General features: G+C 66.9%; 19 protein-coding genes. 5 read left to right on the top strand and 14 right to left on the bottom strand.

Annotation, left to right across the window (positions count from 1 at the left end; all coding sequences use genetic code 11):
• Positions 1 to 3: 3 nt before the first annotated feature.
• From rfbD to NCCP691_RS08285, 9 genes are all read right to left on the bottom strand, one after another.
• Entirely contained in the window at positions 4 to 897 is an 894-nt protein-coding gene (rfbD, locus tag NCCP691_RS08245) for a dTDP-4-dehydrorhamnose reductase (protein ID WP_220807780.1), read from the bottom strand.
• Entirely contained in the window at positions 894 to 1,448 is a 555-nt protein-coding gene (gene rfbC / locus NCCP691_RS08250; RefSeq protein ID WP_220807781.1) for a dTDP-4-dehydrorhamnose 3,5-epimerase, read from the bottom strand. The genes rfbD and rfbC overlap by 4 nt, the downstream gene beginning before the upstream one ends.
• 1 nt (position 1,449) lies before the next feature.
• Positions 1,450 to 2,358, bottom strand: coding sequence for a glucose-1-phosphate thymidylyltransferase RfbA (rfbA, locus tag NCCP691_RS08255; protein ID WP_220807782.1), 909 nt, complete (start codon positions 2,356 to 2,358; stop codon positions 1,450 to 1,452).
• Complete coding sequence (rfbB, locus tag NCCP691_RS08260) at positions 2,355 to 3,437, bottom strand: dTDP-glucose 4,6-dehydratase (RefSeq protein ID WP_220807783.1); 1,083 nt, start codon at positions 3,435 to 3,437, stop codon at positions 2,355 to 2,357. Before rfbB ends, rfbA begins: the two co-directional genes overlap by 4 nt.
• Positions 3,434 to 4,465 carry an SDR family oxidoreductase gene (locus NCCP691_RS08265; protein ID WP_220807784.1) on the bottom strand — a complete coding sequence of 344 codons (1,032 nt, stop codon included), beginning with the start codon at positions 4,463 to 4,465 and terminating at the stop codon, positions 3,434 to 3,436. Before NCCP691_RS08265 ends, rfbB begins: the two co-directional genes overlap by 4 nt.
• A 12-nt stretch (positions 4,466 to 4,477) precedes the next feature.
• Complete coding sequence (tviB, locus tag NCCP691_RS08270) at positions 4,478 to 5,755, bottom strand: Vi polysaccharide biosynthesis UDP-N-acetylglucosamine C-6 dehydrogenase TviB (RefSeq protein ID WP_220807785.1); 1,278 nt, start codon at positions 5,753 to 5,755, stop codon at positions 4,478 to 4,480.
• 5 nt (positions 5,756 to 5,760) lie between these two features.
• Positions 5,761 to 7,818 carry a polysaccharide biosynthesis protein gene (locus NCCP691_RS08275; RefSeq protein WP_238482361.1) on the bottom strand — a complete coding sequence of 686 codons (2,058 nt, stop codon included), beginning with the start codon at positions 7,816 to 7,818 and terminating at the stop codon, positions 5,761 to 5,763.
• 140 nt (positions 7,819 to 7,958) lie between these two features.
• The gene (locus NCCP691_RS08280; protein WP_220807786.1) at positions 7,959 to 9,359 is read right to left on the bottom strand and encodes a right-handed parallel beta-helix repeat-containing protein; all 1,401 of its coding nucleotides are present in this window, start codon (positions 9,357 to 9,359) and stop codon (positions 7,959 to 7,961) included.
• A complete protein-coding gene (locus NCCP691_RS08285) occupies positions 9,356 to 11,596 on the bottom strand; it encodes a polysaccharide biosynthesis tyrosine autokinase (protein WP_220807787.1) in 2,241 nt (746 codons plus the stop codon). Before NCCP691_RS08285 ends, NCCP691_RS08280 begins: the two co-directional genes overlap by 4 nt.
• A 319-nt stretch (positions 11,597 to 11,915) precedes the next feature.
• Here NCCP691_RS08285 and NCCP691_RS08290 point away from each other — a divergent pair, with 319 nt between their 5' ends.
• Positions 11,916 to 13,145: a spore maturation protein gene (locus tag NCCP691_RS08290; protein WP_220807788.1), complete on the top strand. Its 1,230-nt coding sequence runs from the start codon at positions 11,916 to 11,918 to the stop codon at positions 13,143 to 13,145.
• Here the strand turns inward: NCCP691_RS08290 and NCCP691_RS08295 are convergent, their stop codons facing one another.
• Both NCCP691_RS08295 and NCCP691_RS08300 read right to left on the bottom strand, forming a co-directional pair.
• Positions 13,146 to 13,370, bottom strand: coding sequence for a hypothetical protein (locus NCCP691_RS08295; protein WP_220807789.1), 225 nt, complete (start codon positions 13,368 to 13,370; stop codon positions 13,146 to 13,148).
• Between the two features lie 107 nt (positions 13,371 to 13,477).
• Positions 13,478 to 15,949 carry a penicillin-binding protein 1A gene (locus NCCP691_RS08300; protein WP_220807790.1) on the bottom strand — a complete coding sequence of 824 codons (2,472 nt, stop codon included), beginning with the start codon at positions 15,947 to 15,949 and terminating at the stop codon, positions 13,478 to 13,480.
• A 171-nt stretch (positions 15,950 to 16,120) separates the two neighbouring features.
• On the opposite strand from NCCP691_RS08300, the gene NCCP691_RS08305 reads away from it, so the two are divergent.
• From NCCP691_RS08305 to NCCP691_RS08320, 4 genes are all read left to right on the top strand, one after another.
• Positions 16,121 to 16,612 (top strand): CBS domain-containing protein, encoded by a 492-nt coding sequence (locus tag NCCP691_RS08305; RefSeq protein ID WP_238482362.1) that lies wholly within the window; start codon positions 16,121 to 16,123, stop codon positions 16,610 to 16,612.
• A 91-nt stretch (positions 16,613 to 16,703) separates the two neighbouring features.
• On the top strand, positions 16,704 to 17,297 hold the full coding sequence (locus NCCP691_RS08310; protein ID WP_220807791.1) for a hemerythrin domain-containing protein: 594 nt from the start codon (positions 16,704 to 16,706) through the stop codon (positions 17,295 to 17,297).
• An 18-nt stretch (positions 17,298 to 17,315) separates the two neighbouring features.
• On the top strand, positions 17,316 to 18,188 hold the full coding sequence (locus tag NCCP691_RS08315; protein WP_220807792.1) for a YihY/virulence factor BrkB family protein: 873 nt from the start codon (positions 17,316 to 17,318) through the stop codon (positions 18,186 to 18,188).
• Positions 18,189 to 18,228: 40 nt separating this feature from the next.
• Positions 18,229 to 19,317: an acyltransferase family protein gene (locus NCCP691_RS08320; RefSeq protein ID WP_220807793.1), complete on the top strand. Its 1,089-nt coding sequence runs from the start codon at positions 18,229 to 18,231 to the stop codon at positions 19,315 to 19,317.
• 6 nt (positions 19,318 to 19,323) lie between these two features.
• On the opposite strand, the gene NCCP691_RS08325 is transcribed toward NCCP691_RS08320, so the two are convergent.
• The 3 genes from NCCP691_RS08325 to NCCP691_RS08335 form a co-directional block, all read right to left on the bottom strand.
• The gene (locus NCCP691_RS08325; protein ID WP_220807794.1) at positions 19,324 to 19,572 is read right to left on the bottom strand and encodes a hypothetical protein; all 249 of its coding nucleotides are present in this window, start codon (positions 19,570 to 19,572) and stop codon (positions 19,324 to 19,326) included.
• Positions 19,573 to 19,636: 64 nt separating this feature from the next.
• The gene (locus NCCP691_RS08330) at positions 19,637 to 21,619 is read right to left on the bottom strand and encodes an acetoacetate--CoA ligase (protein ID WP_220807795.1); all 1,983 of its coding nucleotides are present in this window, start codon (positions 21,617 to 21,619) and stop codon (positions 19,637 to 19,639) included.
• A 28-nt stretch (positions 21,620 to 21,647) separates the two neighbouring features.
• Positions 21,648 to 22,862, bottom strand: a complete 1,215-nt coding sequence (locus tag NCCP691_RS08335; RefSeq protein WP_220807796.1) for an MFS transporter — start codon at positions 22,860 to 22,862, stop codon at positions 21,648 to 21,650.
• Positions 22,863 to 22,938: the final 76 nt, after the last annotated feature.

Here is a 22,938-nt window from a genome sequence, read left to right on the forward strand (position 1 = left end):
CGGCTACACCGGGTCGGGCGCGCCGCTCGCCAGGCAGTCGGCAAGCGATTGTTCCCAGTGCGGCATCCGCAAGCCGAAGTGCTGCTCCAGCCTGGCCCCCGACAGCACGGAATAGGCGGGTCTTTTCGCCGGGGTCGGATACTCGTGGCTCGCGATCGGGTGCACGGCCGGTGTACGCGGCAGGCGCATGCGCTCCAGCGCGCTGCGGGTGAAGCCGTACCAGGAAGTCCGCCCCTGCGCGCTCATGTGGAATATCCCGCCGTTCAGCGCCCACCATTCATCGCGGTCGCTTGCCCGCTCCGCCTGCGCCAGCACGCGGGCGCAGCACTGGGCGACGCTGCGGCTCCAGGTCGGCGCGCCGTACTGGTCGGCCACGATGCGCAGGCTGTCGCGCTCCCGGGCGAGCCGGAGGACGGTCAGCAGGAAGTTGCGGCCCCGCAGGCCGTACACCCAGCTGGTACGCAGCAGCAGGCAGCGGGCGCCGCTCGCCAGCAGCGCCTGCTCGCCCTCCCGCTTGCTCTGGCCATAGACGTTGAGCGGTCCCGTCGGGTCGTCCTCCTCGTACGGCGACAGCTTGCGGCCGTCGAACACGTAATCGGTCGAAAAGTGCACGACGGCGGCGCCGACCTGGCGCGCCGCTTCGCCGATCGCCGCCGGCGCGGCGGCGTTGACACGCCGCGCGGCATCCGGCTCCCGCTCGGCCTGGTCGACCGCGGTATAGGCGGCGGCGTTGACGACCACATCCGGCCGCCATGCGCGGATCAGCTCCCGCAGCTGGTCCGGCCGCTCGAGGTCGAGACGGTCGCGTCCGGGCGCCAGCAGCTCGCCGCGCCCTTGCAGGCACTGCAAAAGCTCGTAGCCGATCTGCCCGCCGGCCCCGGTCAGCAGGATCTTCATGTGAACGCCTCCGCCACAGACAGTTGCGGAGCGTTGCGGTCCTTGGCCGACAGCACCGGCGGCCCCGTCAGCGGCCAGGCGATGCCGATGCCCGGATCGTCCCATCGTATGCCTGCCTCATGCGCGGGCGCGTAATACTCCGTGCACTTGTACAGCACCTCGGCCGCATCGCTGAGCACCAGGAAGCCATGGGCGAAACCCGGAGGCAGCCATAGCTGGCGCCGGTTCGCGGCGGACAGCCGGGTCCCGAACCACTTTCCGTAAGTGGGCGATTTCGATCGGATGTCGACGGCGACGTCGAATATCTCGCCGCTGACCGCCCGCACCAGCTTGCCCTGCGGCTGCCGGACCTGGTAGTGCAGGCCGCGCAGCACGCCGCGCCGCGAACGGGTGTGATTGTCCTGCACGAAACCTGCATCGTCGCAGGGCAGGCCCACGGCGCGGGCGAACTCGCGCTGGTTGAAGCTTTCATAGAAATAGCCGCGTTCGTCCTCGTGGACATCGGGCTCGATGAGATAGACATCGGGCAAAGGCGTGGCGCTAACGTGCATGTCAGAAGACCCTCTCTTCAAGAATGTGCATGAGGTATTGCCCGTAGCCGTTCTTGCGCAGCGGCTGCGCCAGGGCTTCCAGCTGGCTGGCGCCGATGTAGCCCTTGCGATAGGCGATCTCCTCGGGACAGGCCACCTTCAGCCCCTGGCGTTTTTCCACGGTCGCGATGAACTGCGCCGCGTCGAGCAATGATTCGTGCGTGCCCGTATCGAGCCAGGCCATGCCGCGGCCGAGCACTTCCACTTCCAGGCGGTTGCGCTCGAGGTAGATCCGGTTCACGTCGGTGATCTCCAGCTCGCCGCGGGCCGAGGGGCGGATCGTGGCGGCGATGTCGCACACGTCGCGGTCGTAGAAATAGAGACCGGTGACCGCGTAGTGCGAGCGCGGCGCGGCAGGCTTTTCTTCCATGCTGATCGCGCGCCGGCGGTTGTCGAACTCCACCACCCCGTAGCGTTCCGGATCGTGCACGTGGTAGGCGAAGACCGTGGCACCGTTCTCCCGCCCGCATGCCTGGTGCAGCTGTTCTTCGAAATCGTGCCCGTAGTAGATGTTGTCGCCGAGGATGAGCGCCGATGCCGAGTCGTCGATGAAGCGGCGTCCGATGAGAAAGGCCTGGGCCAGGCCCTCCGGCCGCGCCTGCACCGCATAGCGGAAATCCATTCCCCATTGCGCCCCGTCGCCGAGCAGATCCTGGAAGCGCGGCGTATCGGCGGGCGTCGAGATGATCAGCACGTCCCGTATCCCGGCCAGCATCAGCGTGCTCAGCGGGTAATAGATCATCGGCTTGTCGTACACGCTCAGCAGCTGCTTGGATACCGACGTGGTCGCCGGATACAGCCGCGTGCCCGAGCCGCCTGCCAGGATGATGCCCTTGCGCCGGAAGGCCGGCTGCCATTGCCTGTTGATCATGCCATCTCCTCCTGCGTCGCCCGGCGCGCGTAGTGTGTCTCCATCCAGGCGCGGTACGCGCCGGTCTGCACCTGTTCCACCCATTCCCGGTTGGCGAGATACCAGGCGACCGTCCTGCGCATGCCCTCCTCGAAGCCGTGGGCGGGCTGCCATCCCAGTTCTTGCCTGAGCTTGTCGGCGTTGATCGCATAGCGGGCATCGTGCCCGGGTCGGTCGGCGACGAAGCGTATCTGGGCCGCATAGCTCCGGCCGTCGGCGCGCGGGGACAATTCGTCCAGCAGGCGGCACAGCATGCGGACCACCTGCAGATTGCTGCGCTCGCCGCCGCCGCCGATGTTGTAGGTCTCCCCCGGCCTCCCCGCCTCCAGCACCCGCCTCAACGCCGCGCAGTGGTCTTCCACGAACAGCCAGTCGCGCACATTGCTGCCGTCGCCGTAGATCGGCAACGGCCTGCCGGCGAGCGCGCTGACGATGGTGAGCGGCACCAGCTTTTCCGGGAACTGGTGCGGGCCGTAGTTGTTCGAGCAGTTGGTGGTGAGCGTGGGCAGACCGTAGGTGTGGCACCAGGCGCGCACCAGGTGATCCGCGCCCGCCTTGGATGCGGAATAGGGACTGTTGGGCGCATACGGCGTGGTCTCCGTGAACGGCGGGTCGTCGGCGCGCAGCGAACCGTACACCTCGTCGGTCGAGACCTGCAGCAGCCTGAACGCATCCCGCTCTGCGGCCGGCAAGCCCTCCCAATAAGCGCGCGCCGCCTCGAGCAGGCTGAACACGCCGTCCAGGTTGGCCGAAACGAATTCGGCCGGCCCGTGTATCGAGCGGTCGACATGGCTCTCGGCCGCGAAATTGAGCACGGCGCGCGGCCGGTGAGCCGCGAGCAGCGCCGAGACCGCGTCCCGGTCGCGTATGTCGGCGCGGACGAACACATGCCTGGCATCGTTCGCGATCGCGCGCAGGTTCGCGGGATTGGCGGCATAGGTGAGCGCGTCGAGATTGAGCACGGGTTCCCTGCTGCGCGCGAGCCAGTCCAGGATGAAATTGGAGCCGATGAAGCCGGCGCCGCCGGTGACGACGATCATGATTGCACCTCGTGTTGGGAGATATACCAGGGCATTGCCAGGCTGAGACCGTCCCGCACCCGTATGCGCGGGAAATAGCCGAGACGCGCCCGCGCCTTGCCGATATCCGCGCAGGAATGGCGGACATCGCCGCTGCGGAAGTCGCGCCGGACCGGAGGGCGGTCATAGGCGATGTCCGCTTCCCGCAATGCGGCTTTCAGATGAGCGAACAGTTCTTCCAGCGTCGTGTTGTCGCTCACTGCCACGTTGTAGACCTCGTTGCGGCATTCCTCGGGCGCCAGCGCGGCCAGCAGATTGGCCTGCACCGCGTTGTCCACATGGCAGAAATCCCGGCTCGTCTGTCCGTCGCCGTTGATGTAGACCGTCTCGTTGCGCAGCATGGCGGCGATCCAGCGCGGGATCACCGCCGCGTAGGCGCCATCCGGATCCTGGCGCCGCCCGAAGACATTGAAGTAGCGCAGGCCGATCGATGCAAAACCGAAACAGCGGCCGAACACATCCGCGTACAACTCGTTGACGTACTTGCTGACCGCATAGGGCGACAGCGGACGCCCTATGCGGTGTTCGACTCTCGGCAGCGCCGGATCGTCGCCATAGGTCGAGCTCGACGCGGCGTAGACGAAGGACCGCACGCGCGCGTCGCGGGCCGCCACCAGCATGTTGAGAAAGCCGCCCACATTGACATCATTGCTCGCCAGTGGATCGTCGATCGAGCGCGGAACCGATCCCAGGGCCGCCTGGTGGAGCACATGGTCGACGCCGGTCATGGCATCGCGGCAGGCGCGCAGATCGCGGATATCCGCTTCGATCAGCGAGAACCTGCCCCACTGCGGCTGCCCGACCGCGCGCCGGACCTCGTCCAGGTTGCGCAGATAGCCGGTCGAGAAATTGTCGAGGCCGACGACATGCTGGTCGAGCGACAGCAGCGCTTCGGTCAGATTGGAACCGATGAAGCCGGCGCAGCCGCTCACCAGCCAGCGGCGCGGATGGCGCCGCAGTTCGTTCTGTACTTGCGTGTACCGGTTCATTCCGGGCGCTCCTTACAGGCGGAGGTCGGAGGCGTCGCGCGGCAGGATGTGCTTGAGGTCGTACAGCACATGCTGGCGCTTGCCGTAGCTGCGCACCGCCGCGCCCAGCTCGCGGAACTGCCGGTGCGCGACCGCGAGAACGATGGCGTCGTATTTCCCCGCGTGCGGCATCGCGACCGGGGTGATGCCGTACTCGTGCCGCGCGCTGTCCGGGTTGACCCAGGGGTCGTAGACATCGACATTGATGTTGTAGGTCTTGAGCTCGGTGACGATGTCGACCACCTTGCTGTTGCGCAGGTCGGGACAGTTCTCCTTGAAGCTCAGCCCCATCACCAGGACATTGGCGTCGTCGACCAGCATGCGCCGGCGCAGCATCTGCCGCACCAGCTGCCCGGCCACGTAGCAGCCCATGCCATCGTTGATGCGGCGTCCGGCGAGAATCACCTGCGGGTGGTAGCCCACGGCTTCCGCCTTGTAAGTCAGGTAGTAGGGATCGACGCCGATGCAATGGCCTCCCACCAGGCCCGGGCGGAACGGAAGGAAATTCCACTTCGTGCCGGCGGCGGTCAGCACTTCCTCGGTATCGATGCCCATGCGATTGAAGATCAGCGCGAGTTCGTTCATCAGCGCGATATTGAGGTCGCGCTGGGTGTTTTCGATGACCTTGGCCGCCTCCGCCACCCTGATGGAGGAGGCCTTGTGGGTACCGGCGGGGACGATCGCCGCGTACAGCCGGTCGACGAACTCCGCCGCCTCCGGCGTCGAGGCGGACGTCACTTTCACGATGGTGGTCAGGCGCCGCTCCCGGTCACCCGGATTGATGCGCTCCGGGCTGTAGCCGACCGCGAAATCCTCGTTGCAGCGCAGCCCCGATTCCCGCTCCAGCACCGGCACGCAGAGCTCCTCGGTGGCGCCGGGATAGACGGTCGATTCGAACACCACCACGTCGCCCCGCCCGATGACCCGTCCGGCGGTCCGCGCCGCGCCCAGCAATGGCGCAAGGTCCGGGCGCTTGTGATCGTCGATCGGCGTCGGGACCGTCACGATGTAGACATTCGCCTGCCGCAGGTCTTCCGGATCGGTGGTGTAGCTGAGCCTCGCCGCCTCCCGCAGATCCTCGGGGCTCGCTTCGAGCGTCCGGTCGATGCGGTCGCGCAGCTCCGTGACTCGGCGCGGGTCGATGTCGTAGCCGACGGTCGGATAGCGCTTGCCGAACTCGATGGCAAGCGGCAGCCCGACATAGCCGAGTCCGATGACGGCGATGCTGATGGAAGTCGGTGGTGTGTACATGGCGTTCAGTGCGAGACGGAGACAAGGTTGGCGGGCAGGCGCAGGCCTGGCGGGACACGGCGGGTTTGCAGGACGGCCACGCCGAACAGCATGGCTGCGGCCGGGCGGCGGCTGCGCAGGCGCCGGTATGCGGAGTCGGGTTGGGCAGCAGGGCGAGTCGGGGCGCCGCCCTGCCCGACCCACGGCTCGGGACTGTATTCGGTCACGATCGCCTTGATGGCGGACCGGATCAGTGACGGGTCGTTGCTGCGTGCGATTACCAGCAGGCGTTCGATGAGCTTGGCCAGCAGCAGCGGGTGAACCGAATACTCATTGGCGCAGAGAATGCGGGGATGCCGGCTCGGCCGGGTGTTGTCGCCGATCAGCAGTTCTTCATAGAGCTTTTCCCCGGGCCGCAGGCCGATGAAGGAAATTTCCATGTCGCCGCCCGGATTGTCGGCGGTCTTTTCGGTCATTCCGGCCATCTCGATCATGCTTCGCGCGAGATCGAGAATCCGCACCGGCTCGCCCATGTCGAGCACGAAGAGATCCCCGCCGCGCGCCATCGCCCCGGCCTGGATCACCAGTTGCGCCGCTTCGGGAATGAGCATGAAATAACGGATCACGTCGGGATGCGTGATGGTGAGCGGTCCGCCGCTCTCGATCTGGCGGCGGAACAGCGGGATCACCGACCCGGACGAGCCGAGCACATTGCCCAGCCTCACCATGCAGTAGGTGGTGCCGTCGGCATCCGTGGTCTCGGCCGCCGCCTGGAAGATCAGTTCAGCCACCCGCTTGGTGGCGCCCATGATGTTGGTCGGCCGCACCGCCTTGTCGGTGGAGATCAGCACGCAGGTCTGCACCTCGTGGGCGCGTGCCGCGTCCGCGATCACCTGCGCGCCGAGCACGTTGTTGCGGATGCCTTCGGCCATGTTCGCCTCCACCACCGGCACGTGCTTGTAGGCGGCGGCATGGTAGACGGTATCCACCGCGCCGGTGCGCAGGATATGCGAAACCAGCGCCGCATCGCAGACCGATCCGAGGTGCGCATGCAGCCGGACGTGCGGCCAGCGGTCGCGCAATTCATGCTCGATCGAATACAGCGCGAACTCCGAGTGATCCAGCAGGTGAAGCGCGCGCGGCGCCAGCGTCATCACCTGCCGGCACAGCTCGCTGCCGATCGATCCTCCCGCGCCGGTCACGAGTACGCCCTTGCCGCGCACGCAGGCGGCGAACAGTTCCCGCTGCGGCGGCACCGGCGCCCGGCCGAGCAGGTCCTCGATCTTCACATCGCGTATGGATCGGCTCGTGATCGCGTCGTCGCTCAGTTCCACCAGGCTGTTGACGGTCTTGACGGCCAGCCCTTCGCGACGGATCGCGTGCACCAGCTCGCGCCGCCGCGCCGGCGACACGGCGGGCAAGGCGAGCACGATCATCCGCATGTCGGTCTGCGCGGCGATCTCGCCGATGCGGTCGGCGCGCAATACCTTCAGTCCGGCGACATTCCTGCTCTTGAGCTCGCGCTTGTCGTCGAAGAAGCAGACCGGCGCGTAGCGGCCCTCGGCGCGCAAAGCCTGCGCCAGCCGCGCACCGGTTTCGCCCGCGCCGTAGATGCCCACGGGTTCCGGACGACTCGCCGTCATGCCGGTGCCGCTGCGCAGGAAGGCGCGCACCGACAGCCGGGACGCGGTGATCCACGAGAGTGCGATGAACCAGTAGATCACCAGCCCCGACCGCGGCAGCGAGGTCGAGTCATAGGCCGAGGCGACGAGAAAGGATGCGACGATCACCAGCGCGAGCACGACGCCGGTCCGCAGCAGCATGCCGATGTCGATGAAGCGGATGACGGCGCCATACACGCCGCAGGCCGCCAGCACCAGCACGGTCGCGACCGGCGTGAAAAGATAGGGAAGCCAGCCGTACTGGGACACGATCTGCAGGTCCGGCACACGCAGCAGCATCGCACCCAGGAAGCACAGCGGCAGTGCCAGCAGATCGGCCGCCATCATGAGCAGGATCTTCTTCGCGCGCGGCAGGGAAAGCATGCGGTGGCTCAGGCGGGCGATGTTGGATTGCAGTGGCATGCGCGGCTTCCATTTGTGGAACGGTCGTCGGCTCGGCGGTGGATTCCGCGGCCGGGTCCGTGTCACTGTAGGCAAAGCGGGCGGCGGGGTTAAGTTCAAAGATTCGATGCGGACGAGGCTGCTGCATCGAATCGGCCGCATCATTGCGCGGCCTGGAAGAAATTGGCCAGGCCGTTGAGGCTATTGGCGTCGAAGCGATTGCTCGCCGGGTCCAGCACATGGGCGGGATCCTTCCGGATCGCGATGAAGCGGCGCGGACTGGCGGTCTCGAAACAGTTGTTCTCGAAGCTCACGCCGGACGATTGGCCCCGGCCGAACAGTACGGCGGCCGAGGTCGCGGCCGCCGCGCTGCCCGCGTCGATGAAGCGGTTCGACGCGAACCGCAGTCCGTCCACGCTGTGCACCGTCACGGCGCTCTGACCGGCCGTGCCGCAGCGCTGCAGCAGATTGCCTTCCAGTGCGATGTCCCGCGCCGCCATCGCCGGCACCGGCGATCCTATACGCGCGCTGTGGGCGAAGTCGCGGAAACGGTTCCGGGCCAGGACGATGCCCTTGCCGCTCAGGAGCAGGAAGCTCGTCGCACCGCGCCGCGCATCGTTGTCCCGCACCACGACGTTGGCGTGCGCCGATTCCGGCGCCGGAGCCCGGTTGTCGTTGTAGTGGAAAAAGCCGCCGGTGCCGAGATAATCCTCGCTGAGGTTGTGCTCGACCAGTATGTCCCGCGGCGCCGGCGTGCCGGCCAGCACGTAGACCGAGATCACGCCGACGCTGCCGCCGATCCGGCGGAAGCGGTTGCCGCGCAGGTGGATATGGCGTACGACATGGTAGGGATGGCGATTGGGTTCGATATCGATCGCGCCCGGCATGTTGTGCCGTGTCAGGTTCTCGAACCTGCAGCCGTCGACCAACAAGCCATCGCAATCGATGACACTGATACCGTTGCGGTTCTCGCGGTTGATGCCGTCGAAGCGGCAGTCGGCGATGACGACGTCGGTATTGTGCCGTTCGCTGGCGCCACGGTTGCCGGATCCGAGATAGACCGCATCGCCGCGAAAGCCCCGGAACAGCACGCGCTCGAAGCGCACGCCGGACACGCCGTTGAGACTGACCAGGTGGCGGAATTCGGACATGCCGTCGGCATCGCAGCTGCCCCGCAGCTGCAGATCGCGCATGAGCAGTCCGGCGATGTTCTGCCGCGGCGAGGCGCTTCCGCTGTCGTTCGTGATCAGATAGGCCGCGTCGGCAGGCATGCGAAGAATGCTGCGATCCCCGTCGCCGAAGATCTCGGTATCCGACGGCCAGCCGGCCTCGCGCAGCAGGTATTCGCCCGCCGGAACATGCACGCGCCGGGCGACGGAACACGCCTGGTTGAAGGCCCCGGTGCAGTCGGTGCCCGGCTGCGCGCCGAAATCCAGGATGCTGACCGTGTCGCTTGATTTCACCTGGCCGCCGGCCGCCGCCCGCCAGGGCATGAGCGCGGCGGCGGCCGCGAGCAGCAGGCGCCGCCGCTGCAGGTCTCCGGAGTGCGGCGCTCTCTTCAACGTCTTCCCTCATCGGCCTGGCGGCCGTATTCATAATGCGTCGCCCGGGACTTCAGGTCGTTGAAGACCACGCCCGTCACCGTCTGCCCGGCCTGGTTCAGCTGCTTGACCGCGTCTTCGATTTCGCGCACGGTGCTCAGCCCGGCGCGCACCACGTTGAGTATCGTGCCGGCGTGCGGCGCGACCTCGAGGGCGTCGGACACCGCCAGCACCGGCGCCGTATCGATCAGCACCACGTCGTAGCACAGCGCGCACTGTTCGAGCAGGACCGCCAGTCCGTTGTCGGCGAGGAGTTCTCCGGTGCGCTCGGGAAGCGCGCCGGTGGCCAGAAAGTCGACATTGCGCACCGCATGGCGGTGCACGGCCCGGTCGAACAGCGCCGGGTCGTGCACGGCGTCGGACAGTCCGAGATGCCGCTCCACGCCGAAATACCGGTGCAGGTTGCCGGCCCGCAGATCGGCATCGATGACGAGCACCCGCTTGCCGAACGACGCGAGCACGGCGGCGAAATTGACGGTGACGAAGGATTTGCCCACGCCCGCCGTCGGTCCGGTCACCATGATGATGTTGTTGCTGGCATCGTGCATGGAAAACTGCATCGAAGTGCGCAGCCGGCGCAGGCTTTCGATCGACCGGTCGGCGGGCGCGTCGCAGGGCAGCACCGGATACATCTTGCCTTCGCGGCGCATCTGGCCGTACAGCCTGTCCTGGTTCTCGCTGTAGGGGATGACGCCCGCGACCGGCAGGCCCAGGGTCTGCTCGATCTCTTCCGGCGCGTCCAGCCTGCCGTAGAGATTCTTCTTGCAGAACGCGGCGACCACGCCAAGCAGCAGTCCCGTCATCGCCGACAGCAGAATCACCAGCGGCGGCCTGGGCCGCACCGGCCGCACCGGCGCTTCCGCGGCGTCGAGCATGCGCGCGTTGCCGACCTCGCTCGACGTCACCAGCCGCAGCTGCTGGGCGGTCGCGAGCAGCGAGGTGTACAGCTCGGTATTGACCTTCACGTCCCGCTGCAGCCGCACCACCTCCTGCTCCAGTTCGGGCAGCGACTTGAGGCCGGTCTCGAGGCTGCCGAGCTGCCGGCCGAGCACCGCGAGCTGACGGCCCACCTCTTCCAGCGCGGGATGCTGTTCCTCGAACTTGACCAGCAGCTCGACGCGCTTCTGCTGCAGTTCCGTCATCCGGTTCTGCACCCAGACCAGGCGCTCGAGCATCGTGCGCGCCTCGGTGCCGAGATCGAAGGTGCGGTGCCGGTTTCTGAAGGCCTTGTAGCGCTCCTCGGAACTGTCCAGCTCGGTCTTCAGGTCGGGCAGCTGGCGGTCGAGGAAGGCCAGCGATTTTTTGGCTTTTTCCGATTTCCGCTCGACGTTGAGCCGCACGTATTCACGTCCGATCTCGTTGAGTATGCCGCTGGTGGACCTCGCACCGTCACCCTCGAGCGCGACTTCGATGATGCCCGAATCCTTGCGGTTCTCGGTGATCTTGAGCTTCTTGCGCACGCCCTCTATCGTCTCGAGGCGGTTGTGGCGCACCAGCAGGAATTCGGCCCCGGGCAGCGCGTGGATCTGATCGACGCGCAGCGCGATCCGGCCATGCTCGGTATCGGCCGACAGCGTCTCGCCTGTCCTTCCTTCCAGCGCGATGCCGTGCTCGTCGAGGCGAAGCCGGTAGCGGCTGTCGCCGAGCGCGGTCAGGATGAATTCAGTCCCTTCGAACTCCTCCGGTACCGTAAATGCCGGCACGCGCGCCGACTCGGCGCCCCAGACATAGCCTTCAAGCTGGGGCAGCAAGGGCCCGGTCAGCGTCTTGCTGCGCCGGGCGAGCCATTCGCCGATCAGCGGGACGTAGCGCGGGCGCACCTGTATGTGCAGATGGGTCCTGTCGACGGCGCGGGCGACGACGGCGCGCGACCGCAGTATTTCCATTTCGGACGCGGTGGCCGTCTTGATGTCGAACACCGTCGACAGGTCGGTCTGGATGTTCTTCGGCGCGCCGGCGCTGGATTTCGTACTGTCCTCCACCTGGATCAGAATATTGGCTTCATAAACCCGCTTGCCGAGCAGCGCATGGAGGGCGCCGAGCAGGGTCAGCGCGAGCGCGACGCCCGCGATCAGCCAGCGGTAGTCGTACAGGAAGGCGAGATAGCGCCCGAGCTGTATCGTGTCTTCCCTTTCGTTGCGGGGCGCAACCTGCTGAATGGGCAGGCTCCGGGCATGGTCTGGCGCGGTCGATGCCATGGTCATTTCTCTCGGCAGCGGGTCCTGTCTGTCTGCTGCGCCGGCACTCGTGGCGCCGGCCGGACGACGCGCGCCCGCGGGTGGACCCTTGCCGCGGGCGGTCGCCGTTTCAAGCGCTATGACAGGCGGGCGCGCGGAAAATACAGATGAAATTTCGATGTCGCCGTCGTGCTACAGGACGCTCCTATTCAGCTCTTAGATTCAAACGCCATCTGGGCCGCGGACTTGCCGGATGCTATCCTGCCGTGCTTTTCGACACTGGCGCATGCGCGCATTCCCGCGCCGCCCGCGCCCGCTTCACGCCAGGAAGGATGACGACATGCTGAACGCCCTGTGGCTGGGCTTTTTCCTGATTGCCGCGGCGAGCGCCGCGATACGCTGGCTCGCGGCCGGCGAGGCGGCGGTGTTCGCCGCGATGGTGGAGAGCCTGTTCGCGATGGCCAAGCTGTCGGTCGAGGTGATGATCCTGCTGTTCGGCACGCTCACGCTGTGGCTCGGCTTTCTGCGCATCGCCGAGAAGGCGGGGCTGGTCGATATCCTCGCGCGGCTGCTCGCGCCGCTCTTCCGGCGCCTGATGCCTGAAGTCCCCGCCGGTCATCCGGCGCTCGGTCTCATCACGCTCAACTTCACCGCCAATGCGATCGGACTGGACAATGCGGCAACGCCGATCGGTCTGAAGGCGATGCGGGCGCTGCAGGAACTCAATCCCGTGCCCGGTACCGCCACCAACGCCCAGATCCTGTTCCTGGTGCTGAACGCGTCGTCGCTGACCCTGCTGCCCGTATCGATCTTCATGTACCGCGCGCAGCAGGGAGCGGCCGACCCGACGATGGTGTTTCTTCCCATCCTGCTGGCGACATCGGCATCCACCCTGGCGGGCCTGCTGTCGGTGGCGCTGATGCAGCGTCTGCGCCTCTGGGACCCGGTGGTGCTGGCCTGGCTCGCCGGCGCGGCGCTGGTGCTGGGCGGGATCATGAGCACTCTCGCGGGCATGTCGGCGGCGACGCTGGCGGCGGCTTCCTCCCTGACCGGCAACCTGGTGCTTTTCGGCCTCGTGCTGTGCTTCCTGGTGTTTGGCGCCTGGCGGCGGATCCAGGTCTATGAATGCTTCATCGAGGGCGCGCGGGAAGGTTTCGACGTCGCGCGCAATCTGCTGCCCTATCTGGTGGCGATGCTGTGCGCGGTCGGCGTGCTGCGCGCATCGGGCGCGCTCGACTTCGCATTGGCCGGATTGCGCTGGCTGGTCGAAGCCGGCGGCCTCGACAGCCGGTTCGTGGAAGCGATGCCCACGGCGCTGGTCAAGCCGTTTTCCGGCAGCGCCGCGCGCGCGATGCTGATCGAGCTGATGAAATCCGCGGGGGTGGACAGCTTTCCCGCACTGGTCGCCGCCACCATACAGGGAAGCACGGAGACGACCTTCTATGTGCTGGCGGTCTATTTCGGCGCGGTCGGCATACAGCGCGCCCGCCATGCAGTGGGTTGCGCATTGCTGGCCGACCTGGCCGGCGTGGTGGCCGCGGTCGCGGTCTGCTACTGGTTCTTCGGTTGATCAGCGCGCACGGGAGAGGATGACGAGCCAGCGGCGCAGCAGCAGCAATTCGACATGGCCCGGTTCCACGCCCGCGCTGCAGTCGAGGATGGGGTTGACCCGGTAATAGCGCTTGCGGAAATCGCGGCAGACGAAGATTTCACGACGGCCCACGCGCATCAGGAACGAGGTGGGGGCGTATTCGACGCCGAAACGGGAGCCGACGGGTTGGTGCAGGTAAGCCATGGCGCATCTCCTTTTTCTTCAAGCGGGTTGAGATGGCGTTACTGTACCACAAGTACTGTACAAATCAACAGTATGTTTATCCGTACAGCAAAAATGCGGCCGTTGTACTAGTTGCCGCCCCGGTAGATGGACGAGTCCCAGGGCTCCTCCGTCCGCTGCTGCCGTGACGGTGCCGGCGACGGCGCGGGCGCCGAAGGCCAGTTGCCGAACAGCCGTTCGAGGAAGTTGCGCACCGGGCTGACGTCGACCGACTCGACGGCCTGGCCGGATCCCTGGTATTCCGCATACATCCAGTCGCCGTCGACCTGCACCAGGCCCGGGGGCGCGGCGCGCTGGACGGGCGGCTGCCCGCGCAGCGCCGTCTTCATGTAGTCGATCCAGATCGGAAGCGCCACGGTGCCGCCGAATTCACGACCGCCGAGCGAGCGCGGCTTGTCGTAACCCATCCATGCCACCGCCACCGTGTCGCCGCCGTATCCGGCGAACCAGCCGTCGACCGCATCGTTGGTGGTGCCGGTCTTCCCCGCGAGGTCGCGCCGTCCGAGTCGCTGGCTGGCCGCATAGGCGGTGCCGCCGCCGACCACGTCGCGCAGCATGCTGTCCATGATGAAGGCGTTGCGCTCGTCGATGACCCGCTGACCTTCGCTCGACGCAGGCTCGGGCACGTATTCGCTCAGGAGATTGCCGCGGGCGTCGGTGACCTTGCGGATGAGCTGCGGCTGCACCTGGTAGCCGCCGTTGGCGAATACCGCGTAGGCCGCCGCCAGCTGCAGCGGTGTCACCGCGCCGGTGCCGAGCGTCAGCGTGAGGTTGGCCGGATGGCGGTCGGGATCGAATCCGAAGCGGCCGAGCCAGTCCTGCGCATAGACGGGCGTGATCGTCTGCAGGATGCGGATCGAGACCAGGTTCTTCGAGCGCTTGAGCGCGGTGCGCATGCTGACCGGGCCGTCGGCGCTGCCGTCGTCGTTCTGCGGCTGCCAGACCTTGCCGCCGGTCTGCGCGGGGTCGATGAAAAACGGGGCATCGTTGATCATGGTCCCCGGCGAGAGCCCCTTCTCGAGCGCGGCCGAATAGATGAACGGCTTGATGCTGGAGCCGGGCTGGCGCCAGGCTTGGGTCACGTGGTCGAACTGGTTGAGGGCGAAGTCGAAGCCGCCGACCAGCGCGCGATAGCTGCCGTCCCGCGCGTCGAGCGCAACGAAGGCGGCAGCCACTTCGGGCAGCTGGGTGATGGCCCAGCGCTTGCGCGCATCCTGCACGACCCGGATGACGGAGCCGGCCCGGATGCGGTTCTTCGCCTTGGCGCCGAGCGCCGGCGCGGCGAAACGCAGTCCGTCGCCGCTGATCTCGAGCTGCTCGCCCGACAGCAGCTGCGCCCGCACTCCCTTCGCTGAAGCCGCGGTGACGACGGCGGAACGCAACTCATCGCTGTCGGGATGCTTGAGCAGGATTTCGGAAATCGCCTGCTCGCGATCGTCCTGGTCGCCGGTGAGCTCCACGTGCGCCTCCGGACCCCGATAGCCATGCCGCCTTTCGTAGTCGAGCACGCCCTTGCGCACGGCCGCATATGCCGCGTCCTGCTGCGCGCTGTCGAGCGTGGTGTAGACATTGAAGCCGCGCGTGTAGATCTCGTCCTTGTACTGGGCATACATCGCCTGCCGCACCAGTTCGGCCGCGTGTTCGGCATGGGTGGCGAAACGGCGGCTATCCTTGCGCACCGTCAGCTTTTCCTGCGCCGACTTCTCGTACTGCGCCGCGGAGATATAGCCGAGATCGCGCATGCGGGTCAGGATGTACTGCTGCCGCTGACGCGCGCGGACGGGATTGACCACCGGGTTCATGGCCGCCGGCGCCTTGGGCAAGCCCGCGAGCATTGCCGCTTCGGCGACGGTGAGTTCCTGCACCGGCTTGCCGAAATAGACGCGCGCGGCGCTGCCGAAGCCGTAGGCCCGCTCGCCGAGATAGATCTGGTTCATGTAGAGCTCGAGGATCTGGTCCTTGCTCAGGCGACGCTCGATCTCGTAGGCGAGCATGACTTCCTGGATCTTGCGGGCGTAGGTCTTCTGGCGGCTGAGGTAGAAGGTGCGGGCCACCTGCATGGTGATGGTGGAGGCGCCCTGCGAACGGCTGCTGCGGAGATTGGCGACCACGGCACGCGCGATGCTCGAATAGTTGACGCCGTCGTGTTCGTAGAAGTTGTCGTCCTCGATCGCCAGCAGCGCTTTTTTCATGGCCGCCGGCATCTCCGCGATCGGCACGAAATCGCGGCGCTCCTCGCCGAACTCGCCGATCAGCACATTGTCGGCGGTGTAGACCCGCAGGGGGATCTTGGGTCGGTAATCGACCAGCGCGTCGAGATCCGGCAGGCTGGGCGCGACGATGAGAAACGCATACGCGAAGATCAGGGCGACGCCGGCAGCGGCGACGCCGGCCAGCGCGAGGGAGGCTTTGAGCAGCCATCCCTTCCCCGAAAAAGACTTGCCCTTGCCGCTGCGTTTTGCTGGTCGCGATTTCCTGCGCACCGTTTTCCCCTCTGGTCCGAATAATCCGCAACTGTAACAGGACGCGGGCGACGGCATGTAACGCGATGTTACGAAAACTTTTCCGGGCGCCGCGTAATTTATACCGCCCGCCAGCGCGCGTCGGACACTGCAGTGCCCTGCGATGCTGGCAGGCGTCTTGCTGCGTTCAATGTCCTGCCCGCCGGGCTTTCCCCGGCAGCACCAGCCAAGGATGCAAAGGAGAACGCAATGAGCACGAAGATTTCCGAAATCATGACCGGCGACGTCACCGTGATCGGGCCGGACGACAATCTTCAGCGCGCGGCGCAGATGATGCGCGACTGGAATGTGGGCGCCCTGCCCGTCTGCGATGGCCGCAAGCTGCGCGGGATGATCACCGACCGCGACATCACGATCCGGGCAAGCGCCGAGGGGCGCGATCCGCAGCAGTGCCGCGTGGATGAAGTGATGAGCGGCGACGTGCGCTGGTGTTTCGACGATCAGACGGTGGACGAAGTCCTGCTGGAGATGGGCGACGCCCAGGTGCGCCGCCTTCCGGTCGTCAACCGCAACCTCGAGCTGACGGGCATGGTCTCCCTGGGGGATGCGGCGACCCGGACCGGCGCCAGCGTCGAAGGGGCGCTGGAAGAAATCTCCGAACCCGGCGTGCCGAACAAGCCCACGGCCGACGAAGCCCGCCATCGCGGCGCGGCGCCGGACCAGGGCAACGGCCGGTTCTGAAAAGCATTTGAAACTGTCATGCCGTCATCCCGCTCCAAGCAGCGGGCGGCGGCCCCGCCTTGCCCGATCTCAAGCCACCCTGGAGGAAGCAATGAAATCGATTACCGAGTCGCTGTCGCCCACCATCACCAACATGATCCGCATGGATCACACCACCGTGATGGAGACTTTCCATCAGTATGAAATCGACTCCCGCCCGCAGACCAAGCAGGCGCTCGTCAGCACCGTATGCCTCGCGCTGGAGATCCATGCCCAGCTGGAGGAGGAAATTTTCTACCCCGCCATGCGTGCCGCCGGCGGCGACGGCGACTTCCTCGGCCGCGCCGTGCCGGAGCACAGCGAGATGCGCCGCCTGATCACCGAACTGCGGACGATGACTCCCGACAATCCCGCCTATGACGATACCTTCATGGCGCTGATGCGGGATGTGATGCACCACGTGGCCGACGAGGAAACGACGCTGCTGCCGCAGGCGGAGCGCCTGCTGGCGGGACGCCTCGGCGAGCTGGGCGCGGAAATGACCAAGCGCAGGCTGCAGCTGACCGCGCCGCGCGCGGGCGAGATCGCGATGAACACCATGCGCGGCTTCCCGACCAGCTCCATGATCGTGGCGGCGGGCGCGGTGCTGGCGGGCACCTACCTGGCCAAGCGCGCGATGAATCCGGTGCCCGGCCGCCGCCACTGACCGGAGGGGTAACTGCGGATGGGGAAAGCGGGGAAGCGAGCACGCGGCTTTTTCGAGGTGGCCAGGGCCGCGCTCAGGAACTTCATCGACGACGACATGAGCACCCATGCCTCGGCGATGGCCTACCAGGTACTGTTCTCGATTTTCCCCTTCGTCATTTTCCTCATCGCCCTGCTGGGCTTTCTGCGGGTGCCGCAGTTCTTCGACTGGCTGCGCCAGCATGCCGAGATGCTGGTGCCGCAGCAGGCCATGCCCCAGGTGAACCAGGTGATCGGCGAGCTGCAGCAGCAACAGGGCGGCCTGTTGTCGATCGGCGTGCTGCTCGCACTCTGGACCGCGTCGGCCGCGGTGCGGGCGGTCATCAATGCGCTCAACGTCGCCTACGACGTGCGCGAAACCCGTCCGGCGTGGAAGCTGTACCCGCTGTCCGTGTTCTATACGCTCGGCCTGGCCGTGCTGCTGATCTCGGCGGCGGTGCTGCTGGTGGTCGGGCCGCAGTTCATGCAGTGGCTGGCCCACCAGGTCGGGCTCGAGCAGCTGTTCGTCACGCTCTGGGCCTGGGTGCGCTGGCCGGCGGCGCTGGTGCTGATGATGCTGGCCCTGGCCATTCTCTACTGGGCAGCGCCCAACGTGTCCCATCGTTTCAGGCTGATCACCCCGGGCGCGGCGGTGGCGGTCGTGGTCTGGATTCTCGCCTCGCTCGCCTTCGATTATTACGTCCGCAGTTTCGCGGACTACAACGCCACCTACGGCAGCCTCGGCGCGATCGTGGTGCTGCTCCTGTACTTCTTTCTCTCGGCGGCGGTGCTGCTGTTCGGCGCGGAGATCAATGCGGTGGTCGAGCGCCACGCGCGCGATGACAAAAACGTGCCCCAGGAAACTTTGCACTGAAGCATGAGAAAATGACGGGTTTTCAACCCCGCGTTCTCCCGTGTCCGTCGCCGCCGTCCACCGCCTAGGCCTCATCGACGCCGTCAAGGCCATCGCTTCCAATCTCATCGTTCTCCATCACCTGGCCTTTTACGGCCCGATGACGGATGTCGCCGCTCCCCTGCTGCCCGACCTCTTCGCCTGGCTCGCCGGCGACGCGCGCATCGCGGTACAGGCCTTCCTGGTGCTCGGCGGTTTCCTGGCGGCGCGGTCGCTGTCGGCGGCGCCGGCGGTCCTGCTGCGCGAACCGCACTGGCTGCTGCTGCGGCGGTATCTGAAACTGGCGCCGCCCTTCATCGCGGCCATGCTGATCGCCGCGCTCGCCTCCGAGCTGGCGCGCGCGTGGATGCAGCATGCGTCCATCTCCGCCCCCGCCACGCCGCAGCAGCTCGCCGCCCATGCGCTGCTGCTGCACGATGTGCTCGGGCTGGAGGCCCTGTCCGCCGGCGCCTGGTACGTGGCGATCGATTTTCAGCTGTATGCGCTGCTCACGGCCTTGCTATGGCTGGTGCGCGCCGGCGGCGGCGGGCAGCGCGCCGCGGCGCTGGCGGTGATGGCGCTGGCCGCGCTCTCGCTGTGGCACCTGAACCTGGACCCCGACTGGGATGTGTGGGCGCCGTATTTCTTCGGCAGTTATGCGCTCGGGGCGCTGGCATGGTGGGCTTGCTCGCACGAGCGCGCGGGCGGACTGCTGACGACCGCCGTTCTCGCGCTGGGCGGCATCGCGCTGCTCGTGGACTTCCGCTCGCGCATCGCGCTCGCGCTCGGCATCGCGCTGCTGCTGATCCTGGTGTTCCGGCTGCGCCTGCGGGTGCCCGGCGAGCATTCGGCCGTGCTCGGCTTCCTCGGACGGATTTCCTACGCCGTGTTCCTCGTGCATTTCCCGGTGAGCCTGGTGGTGAATGCCGCCTTCCAGCGTTTCGCGCCGCGCGACGCGGAGGTGCAGATGGCCGGCGTCGTGCTCGCCTGGGTGGCGAGCCTGGCGGCCGGTTATGCCTTTCATCGATGGCTGGAAGTGCCGCTCGGGCGCTGGGCGGCCGGCATGGGCGCGCAGCGCGCGGACAAGCCGTATGGACGCCGATACGGCTGAGCGCCGCTAGCGGGCCTGCAGCTCGTCCACCATCCGGTAGCCGCGGGCAAAGCCTGCAGCCACCGCGGCCTCGGGACTTGGATAGTCGGCGTCGTCCCCCGACGCGGCGGCGAGTTCCGCCTCGCTGCTGCTGTCCTCCCCAGGCCATGCGACGCGCACCGTGAAATCCCAGTTGCCGCCGTCGCGCGGCAAAGGGCTCACATGCACTTCCATGCCTTTGTAGGTCTCGGTCTGCCAGTCCTGGTCGTTGCTCATCGTTTGTCCCGGTAAGGTGATTTGCCGATGGTAGCGGCCAGGCCGAAGGCCGGGTTGAGGCAGATCACTTGTCCCCGGCCGGCTCCCGCGCCTGCCGTTCGCCCGCGAATGCCATGAACCAGCCGAGGCTGTCCGGATTGCTCATCGCATCCCGGTTGGCGACCTCCTCGACCCGCATGCCGAGCAGCAGCTTCTTGACCGGCAGCTCCATCTTCTTGCCGCTCATGGTGCGCGGGATTTCCGGCACGGCGAAGATATCGTTCGGCACGTGACGCGCCGACAGCGAGGTCCTCAGCGCATCGCCGATGCGGCGGCGCAGCGGCTCGTCGAGCGCGATCCCGGGCCGCAGCACCACGAACAGCGGCATGTAGCTCTCCCGTCCGAGATACTCGAGGTCCACCACCAGACTGTCGAGTACTTCCGGCAGGCCCTCCACCACCCTGTAGATTTCGCTGGTGCCCATGCGTACGCCGTGGCGATTGATGGTGGTGTCGGAGCGGCCGTAGATGACGGCGCCGCCGCGAGGCGTGATCCGCAGCCAGTCGCCGTGGCGCCACCAGCCGGGATACATGTCGAAATAGCTGTCGTGGTAGCGGCGTCCATCCGCATCGTTCCAGAAATACAGCGGCATCGACGGCATGGGCCGGGTCACCACCAGTTCGCCCACCTCGTCCTGCAGCGGCTTGCCCTGCTCGTCCATCGCATGCACGGCGACGCCGAGGCAGCGGCACTGCATCTCGCCGGCATACAGCGGCAGGATGGGACAGCCGCCGACGAAAGCGGCGGCGATGTCGGTGCCGCCGCTGATCGGCGCCAGCAGCACCTGCTGGCCGAACTCCCGGTAGATCCAGTCGAAGGCTTCCGCCGGCAAGGGAGAGCCGGTCGCGCCTATCGTGTGCAGGCGATGCAGGTCGGCGATCGTCGTCGGCGAAATGCCCGCCTTCATGCAGTTGGCGAACCAGGCGGCGCCGGCCCCGAACACGGTCAGTTCCGCCTCCTCGGCGAAGCGCCACAACACGCCGAGGTCGGGATAGCCGGGGTTGCCGTCGTAGACGGCGATGGCGGCGCCGGTGAGCAAGGCCGTGACCTGGCTGTTCCACATGATCCACCCGGTGGTGGAGAACCAGTTGAAGCGGTCGTCCGGCCCGATGCCGTTATGAAGCGCATGCCCCTTGAGCGACTCCAGCAGCACGCCGCCCTGGCCGTGCACGATCGGCTTCGGCAGCCCGGTGGTACCCGATGAGTACACCACCCAGAGCGGATGGTCGAATGGCAGCGCGGCAAAATCGGGCGTGCCGTCGAATGCCAGCAGATCCTGCCAGCTGCGGCTGTCCGCGATCGTGTTTTCCCGGTGCAGATACGGCAGCACCACCAGGTGCTCCAGCGTCGGCAGCGAGCCGGCCAGCGAACGCACCACCTCGCGGCGGTCGAAGTCCTTGCCGCCGTAGCGATAGCCGTCCACCGCGAACAGCACCTTGGGGCCGATCTGGCCGAAGCGGTCGAGCACGCTCGGCGTGCCCATGTCGGGCGAGCAGCTCGACCAGATCGCGCCGATGCTGGCGCAGGCATAAAAAGCGACCACCGTCTCCGGAATGTTCGGCAGGTAGGACACTACGCGGTCGCCCGGCTGCACGCCCATCTCGCGCAGGGCGTTGGCAACGCTGCCGATCTGCCGGCGCAGCTCGCGCCAGCTCAGTGTCAGCGTCGGGCGCAGTTCCGACTTGCCGATCACCGCCACGCGCTCGGGTTCATCCTCATGAAAGCGGAACAGCTGTTGCGCAAAATTCAGGCGCGCACCCGGGAACCAGCGGGCGCCGGGCATCGCTTCCCGTTCGAGCACCTGGGAAAACGGCGCAAAGGACTGGACGTCGAAATAGCGCCAGATGGAATCCCAGAATTCGGGCAGCCGGTCCACCGACCATTGCCACAGCGCGTCGTAGCCGTCGAAGTCGAGCTGTTTCTCGCGTCGCAGCCATTGCATGTAGTCGTGCATGCGGCTGGCTGCGATGCGTTCGGGCGTGGGTATCCAGACGGGTTGCTCTGCCATGCTTGTCTCCTCTCGGTCTGTTGTTCTTTTATTGGGGTTTCAAACGTTTTCGCAGGCCGGCGGAGAATCCGCAGGCCACCATCAGCACCCCTACGGCGCCGATGACCATGATGCGCCCGGTGCCGAGGCGCTCGACCAGCGCGCCGGCGATGCCGACGCCGATGGACTGGCCGAGGAAGAAACTGGAGGCAAACGCCGACACCGCCGCGCCGCGCCGCTCGGGCGCCATCTGCGTGGCGTTGATCTGCATCGTGTTGTGCAGCATGTAGAAGCCGAGACCCGCGCAGAAGCAGCCCGGCACCGCCCACCACCACGCCGGGCCGACGCCGATGGCGACGAAGGCGGCCGCCACCAGGACGCCGCCCCAGAGCGACAGGCCGGTTTCGCCGAGCCCGCGCACCAGCCGCGCCGAGGCGAGCGCGAACACGAAGCCGCCGAGCCCGAACAGCATCACCATCGATCCCGCAGAGGTCAGGGACAGGCCGAAACGGTGGTGCACATGCGAGGCGATGAACGCAAATGCGCCGTACAGCAGCGCGCCCTCGAGAAAGACAGCAAGCAGCACGCGGCGCGCCCATGGGCGGGCGAGCACCTGCGCGAACTCGGAAACCATGCGCGGCAGCGCCGGGCCGGGCTGACGGCTGGTGCGGCGCGCGGCGGGCGGCAGGCGGCGGTTGAGCCGCAGCAGGGCCACCCCGACGACGAGAAAGACCACCGCCACCAGCAGAAACGGCAGGCGCCAGTTGTGCGCGTCCGCCGCCATCCCGCCGAGCAGTACGCCCGCCGCCAGGCCGAGAATCTGTCCGATCAGGAAGCGCGCCAGCACCGGCTGCCGCTGCTGATACGGAATCACGTCGCCTATCCAGGCCATCGCCAGCGGAATGACCGCAGCCGCCGTCGCCCCGGCGAGCAGGCGCGCGCCGAGCAGCGCATGGTAGCCCGGTGCGAGACCGCACAGCACCGCCGTCAGCGCGCAGGCGAGCGAGGCGCAGCCGATCACGAAATATTTTCCGTAGCGGTCGCCGACGGGACCGAAGAACAGCTGCGACAGCCCGTAAGCGATCGAGAACACGGTGATCACCAGCGAAGCGTCGCCGAGGGTGACGGCGAATTCAGCCGCGAGCTGCGGCAGCATCGGATCGGTCAGGCGCAGCGAGACGCCGCTGCCGAAGGCGGCAAGCGACAGCAGCGGAACGGCAATGGCGGGAATGGTCGGCTGTTCTGCTGCGGTATCGGGGGTCATGGAGCGAAAGGCGGAAGCATGTCCCGCGTTCCGGCGGAACGGGACGACATGCCTGCCATTCTAGTGGAACTGATGG

The organism is Noviherbaspirillum aridicola (genome assembly GCF_019656455.1).
In the GTDB taxonomy this organism is placed as follows: domain Bacteria; phylum Pseudomonadota; class Gammaproteobacteria; order Burkholderiales; family Burkholderiaceae_D; genus Noviherbaspirillum; species Noviherbaspirillum aridicola.

What these genes read in the sequence shown, in the direction of transcription:
- tviB (WP_220807785.1), bottom strand. Translation starts at nt 5,755, where the DNA reads ATGTACACACCACCGACTTCCATCAGCATCGCCGTCATCGGACTCGGC.
- rfbD (WP_220807780.1), bottom strand. Translation starts at nt 897, where the DNA reads ATGAAGATCCTGCTGACCGGGGCCGGCGGGCAGATCGGCTACGAGCTT.
- rfbC (WP_220807781.1), bottom strand. Translation starts at nt 1,448, where the DNA reads ATGCACGTTAGCGCCACGCCTTTGCCCGATGTCTATCTCATCGAGCCC.
- rfbA (WP_220807782.1), bottom strand. Translation starts at nt 2,358, where the DNA reads ATGATCAACAGGCAATGGCAGCCGGCCTTCCGGCGCAAGGGCATCATC.
- NCCP691_RS08305 (WP_238482362.1), top strand. Translation starts at nt 16,121, where the DNA reads ATGAGCACGAAGATTTCCGAAATCATGACCGGCGACGTCACCGTGATC.
- NCCP691_RS08295 (WP_220807789.1), bottom strand. Translation starts at nt 13,370, where the DNA reads ATGGCTTACCTGCACCAACCCGTCGGCTCCCGTTTCGGCGTCGAATAC.
- NCCP691_RS08310 (WP_220807791.1), top strand. Translation starts at nt 16,704, where the DNA reads ATGAAATCGATTACCGAGTCGCTGTCGCCCACCATCACCAACATGATC.
- NCCP691_RS08335 (WP_220807796.1), bottom strand. Translation starts at nt 22,862, where the DNA reads ATGACCCCCGATACCGCAGCAGAACAGCCGACCATTCCCGCCATTGCC.
- NCCP691_RS08315 (WP_220807792.1), top strand. Translation starts at nt 17,316, where the DNA reads ATGGGGAAAGCGGGGAAGCGAGCACGCGGCTTTTTCGAGGTGGCCAGG.
- NCCP691_RS08265 (WP_220807784.1), bottom strand. Translation starts at nt 4,465, where the DNA reads ATGAACCGGTACACGCAAGTACAGAACGAACTGCGGCGCCATCCGCGC.
- NCCP691_RS08275 (WP_238482361.1), bottom strand. Translation starts at nt 7,818, where the DNA reads ATGCCACTGCAATCCAACATCGCCCGCCTGAGCCACCGCATGCTTTCC.
- NCCP691_RS08285 (WP_220807787.1), bottom strand. Translation starts at nt 11,596, where the DNA reads ATGGCATCGACCGCGCCAGACCATGCCCGGAGCCTGCCCATTCAGCAG.
- NCCP691_RS08300 (WP_220807790.1), bottom strand. Translation starts at nt 15,949, where the DNA reads ATGCCGTCGCCCGCGTCCTGTTACAGTTGCGGATTATTCGGACCAGAG.
- rfbB (WP_220807783.1), bottom strand. Translation starts at nt 3,437, where the DNA reads ATGATCGTCGTCACCGGCGGCGCCGGCTTCATCGGCTCCAATTTCATC.
- NCCP691_RS08325 (WP_220807794.1), bottom strand. Translation starts at nt 19,572, where the DNA reads ATGAGCAACGACCAGGACTGGCAGACCGAGACCTACAAAGGCATGGAA.
- NCCP691_RS08290 (WP_220807788.1), top strand. Translation starts at nt 11,916, where the DNA reads ATGCTGAACGCCCTGTGGCTGGGCTTTTTCCTGATTGCCGCGGCGAGC.
- NCCP691_RS08330 (WP_220807795.1), bottom strand. Translation starts at nt 21,619, where the DNA reads ATGGCAGAGCAACCCGTCTGGATACCCACGCCCGAACGCATCGCAGCC.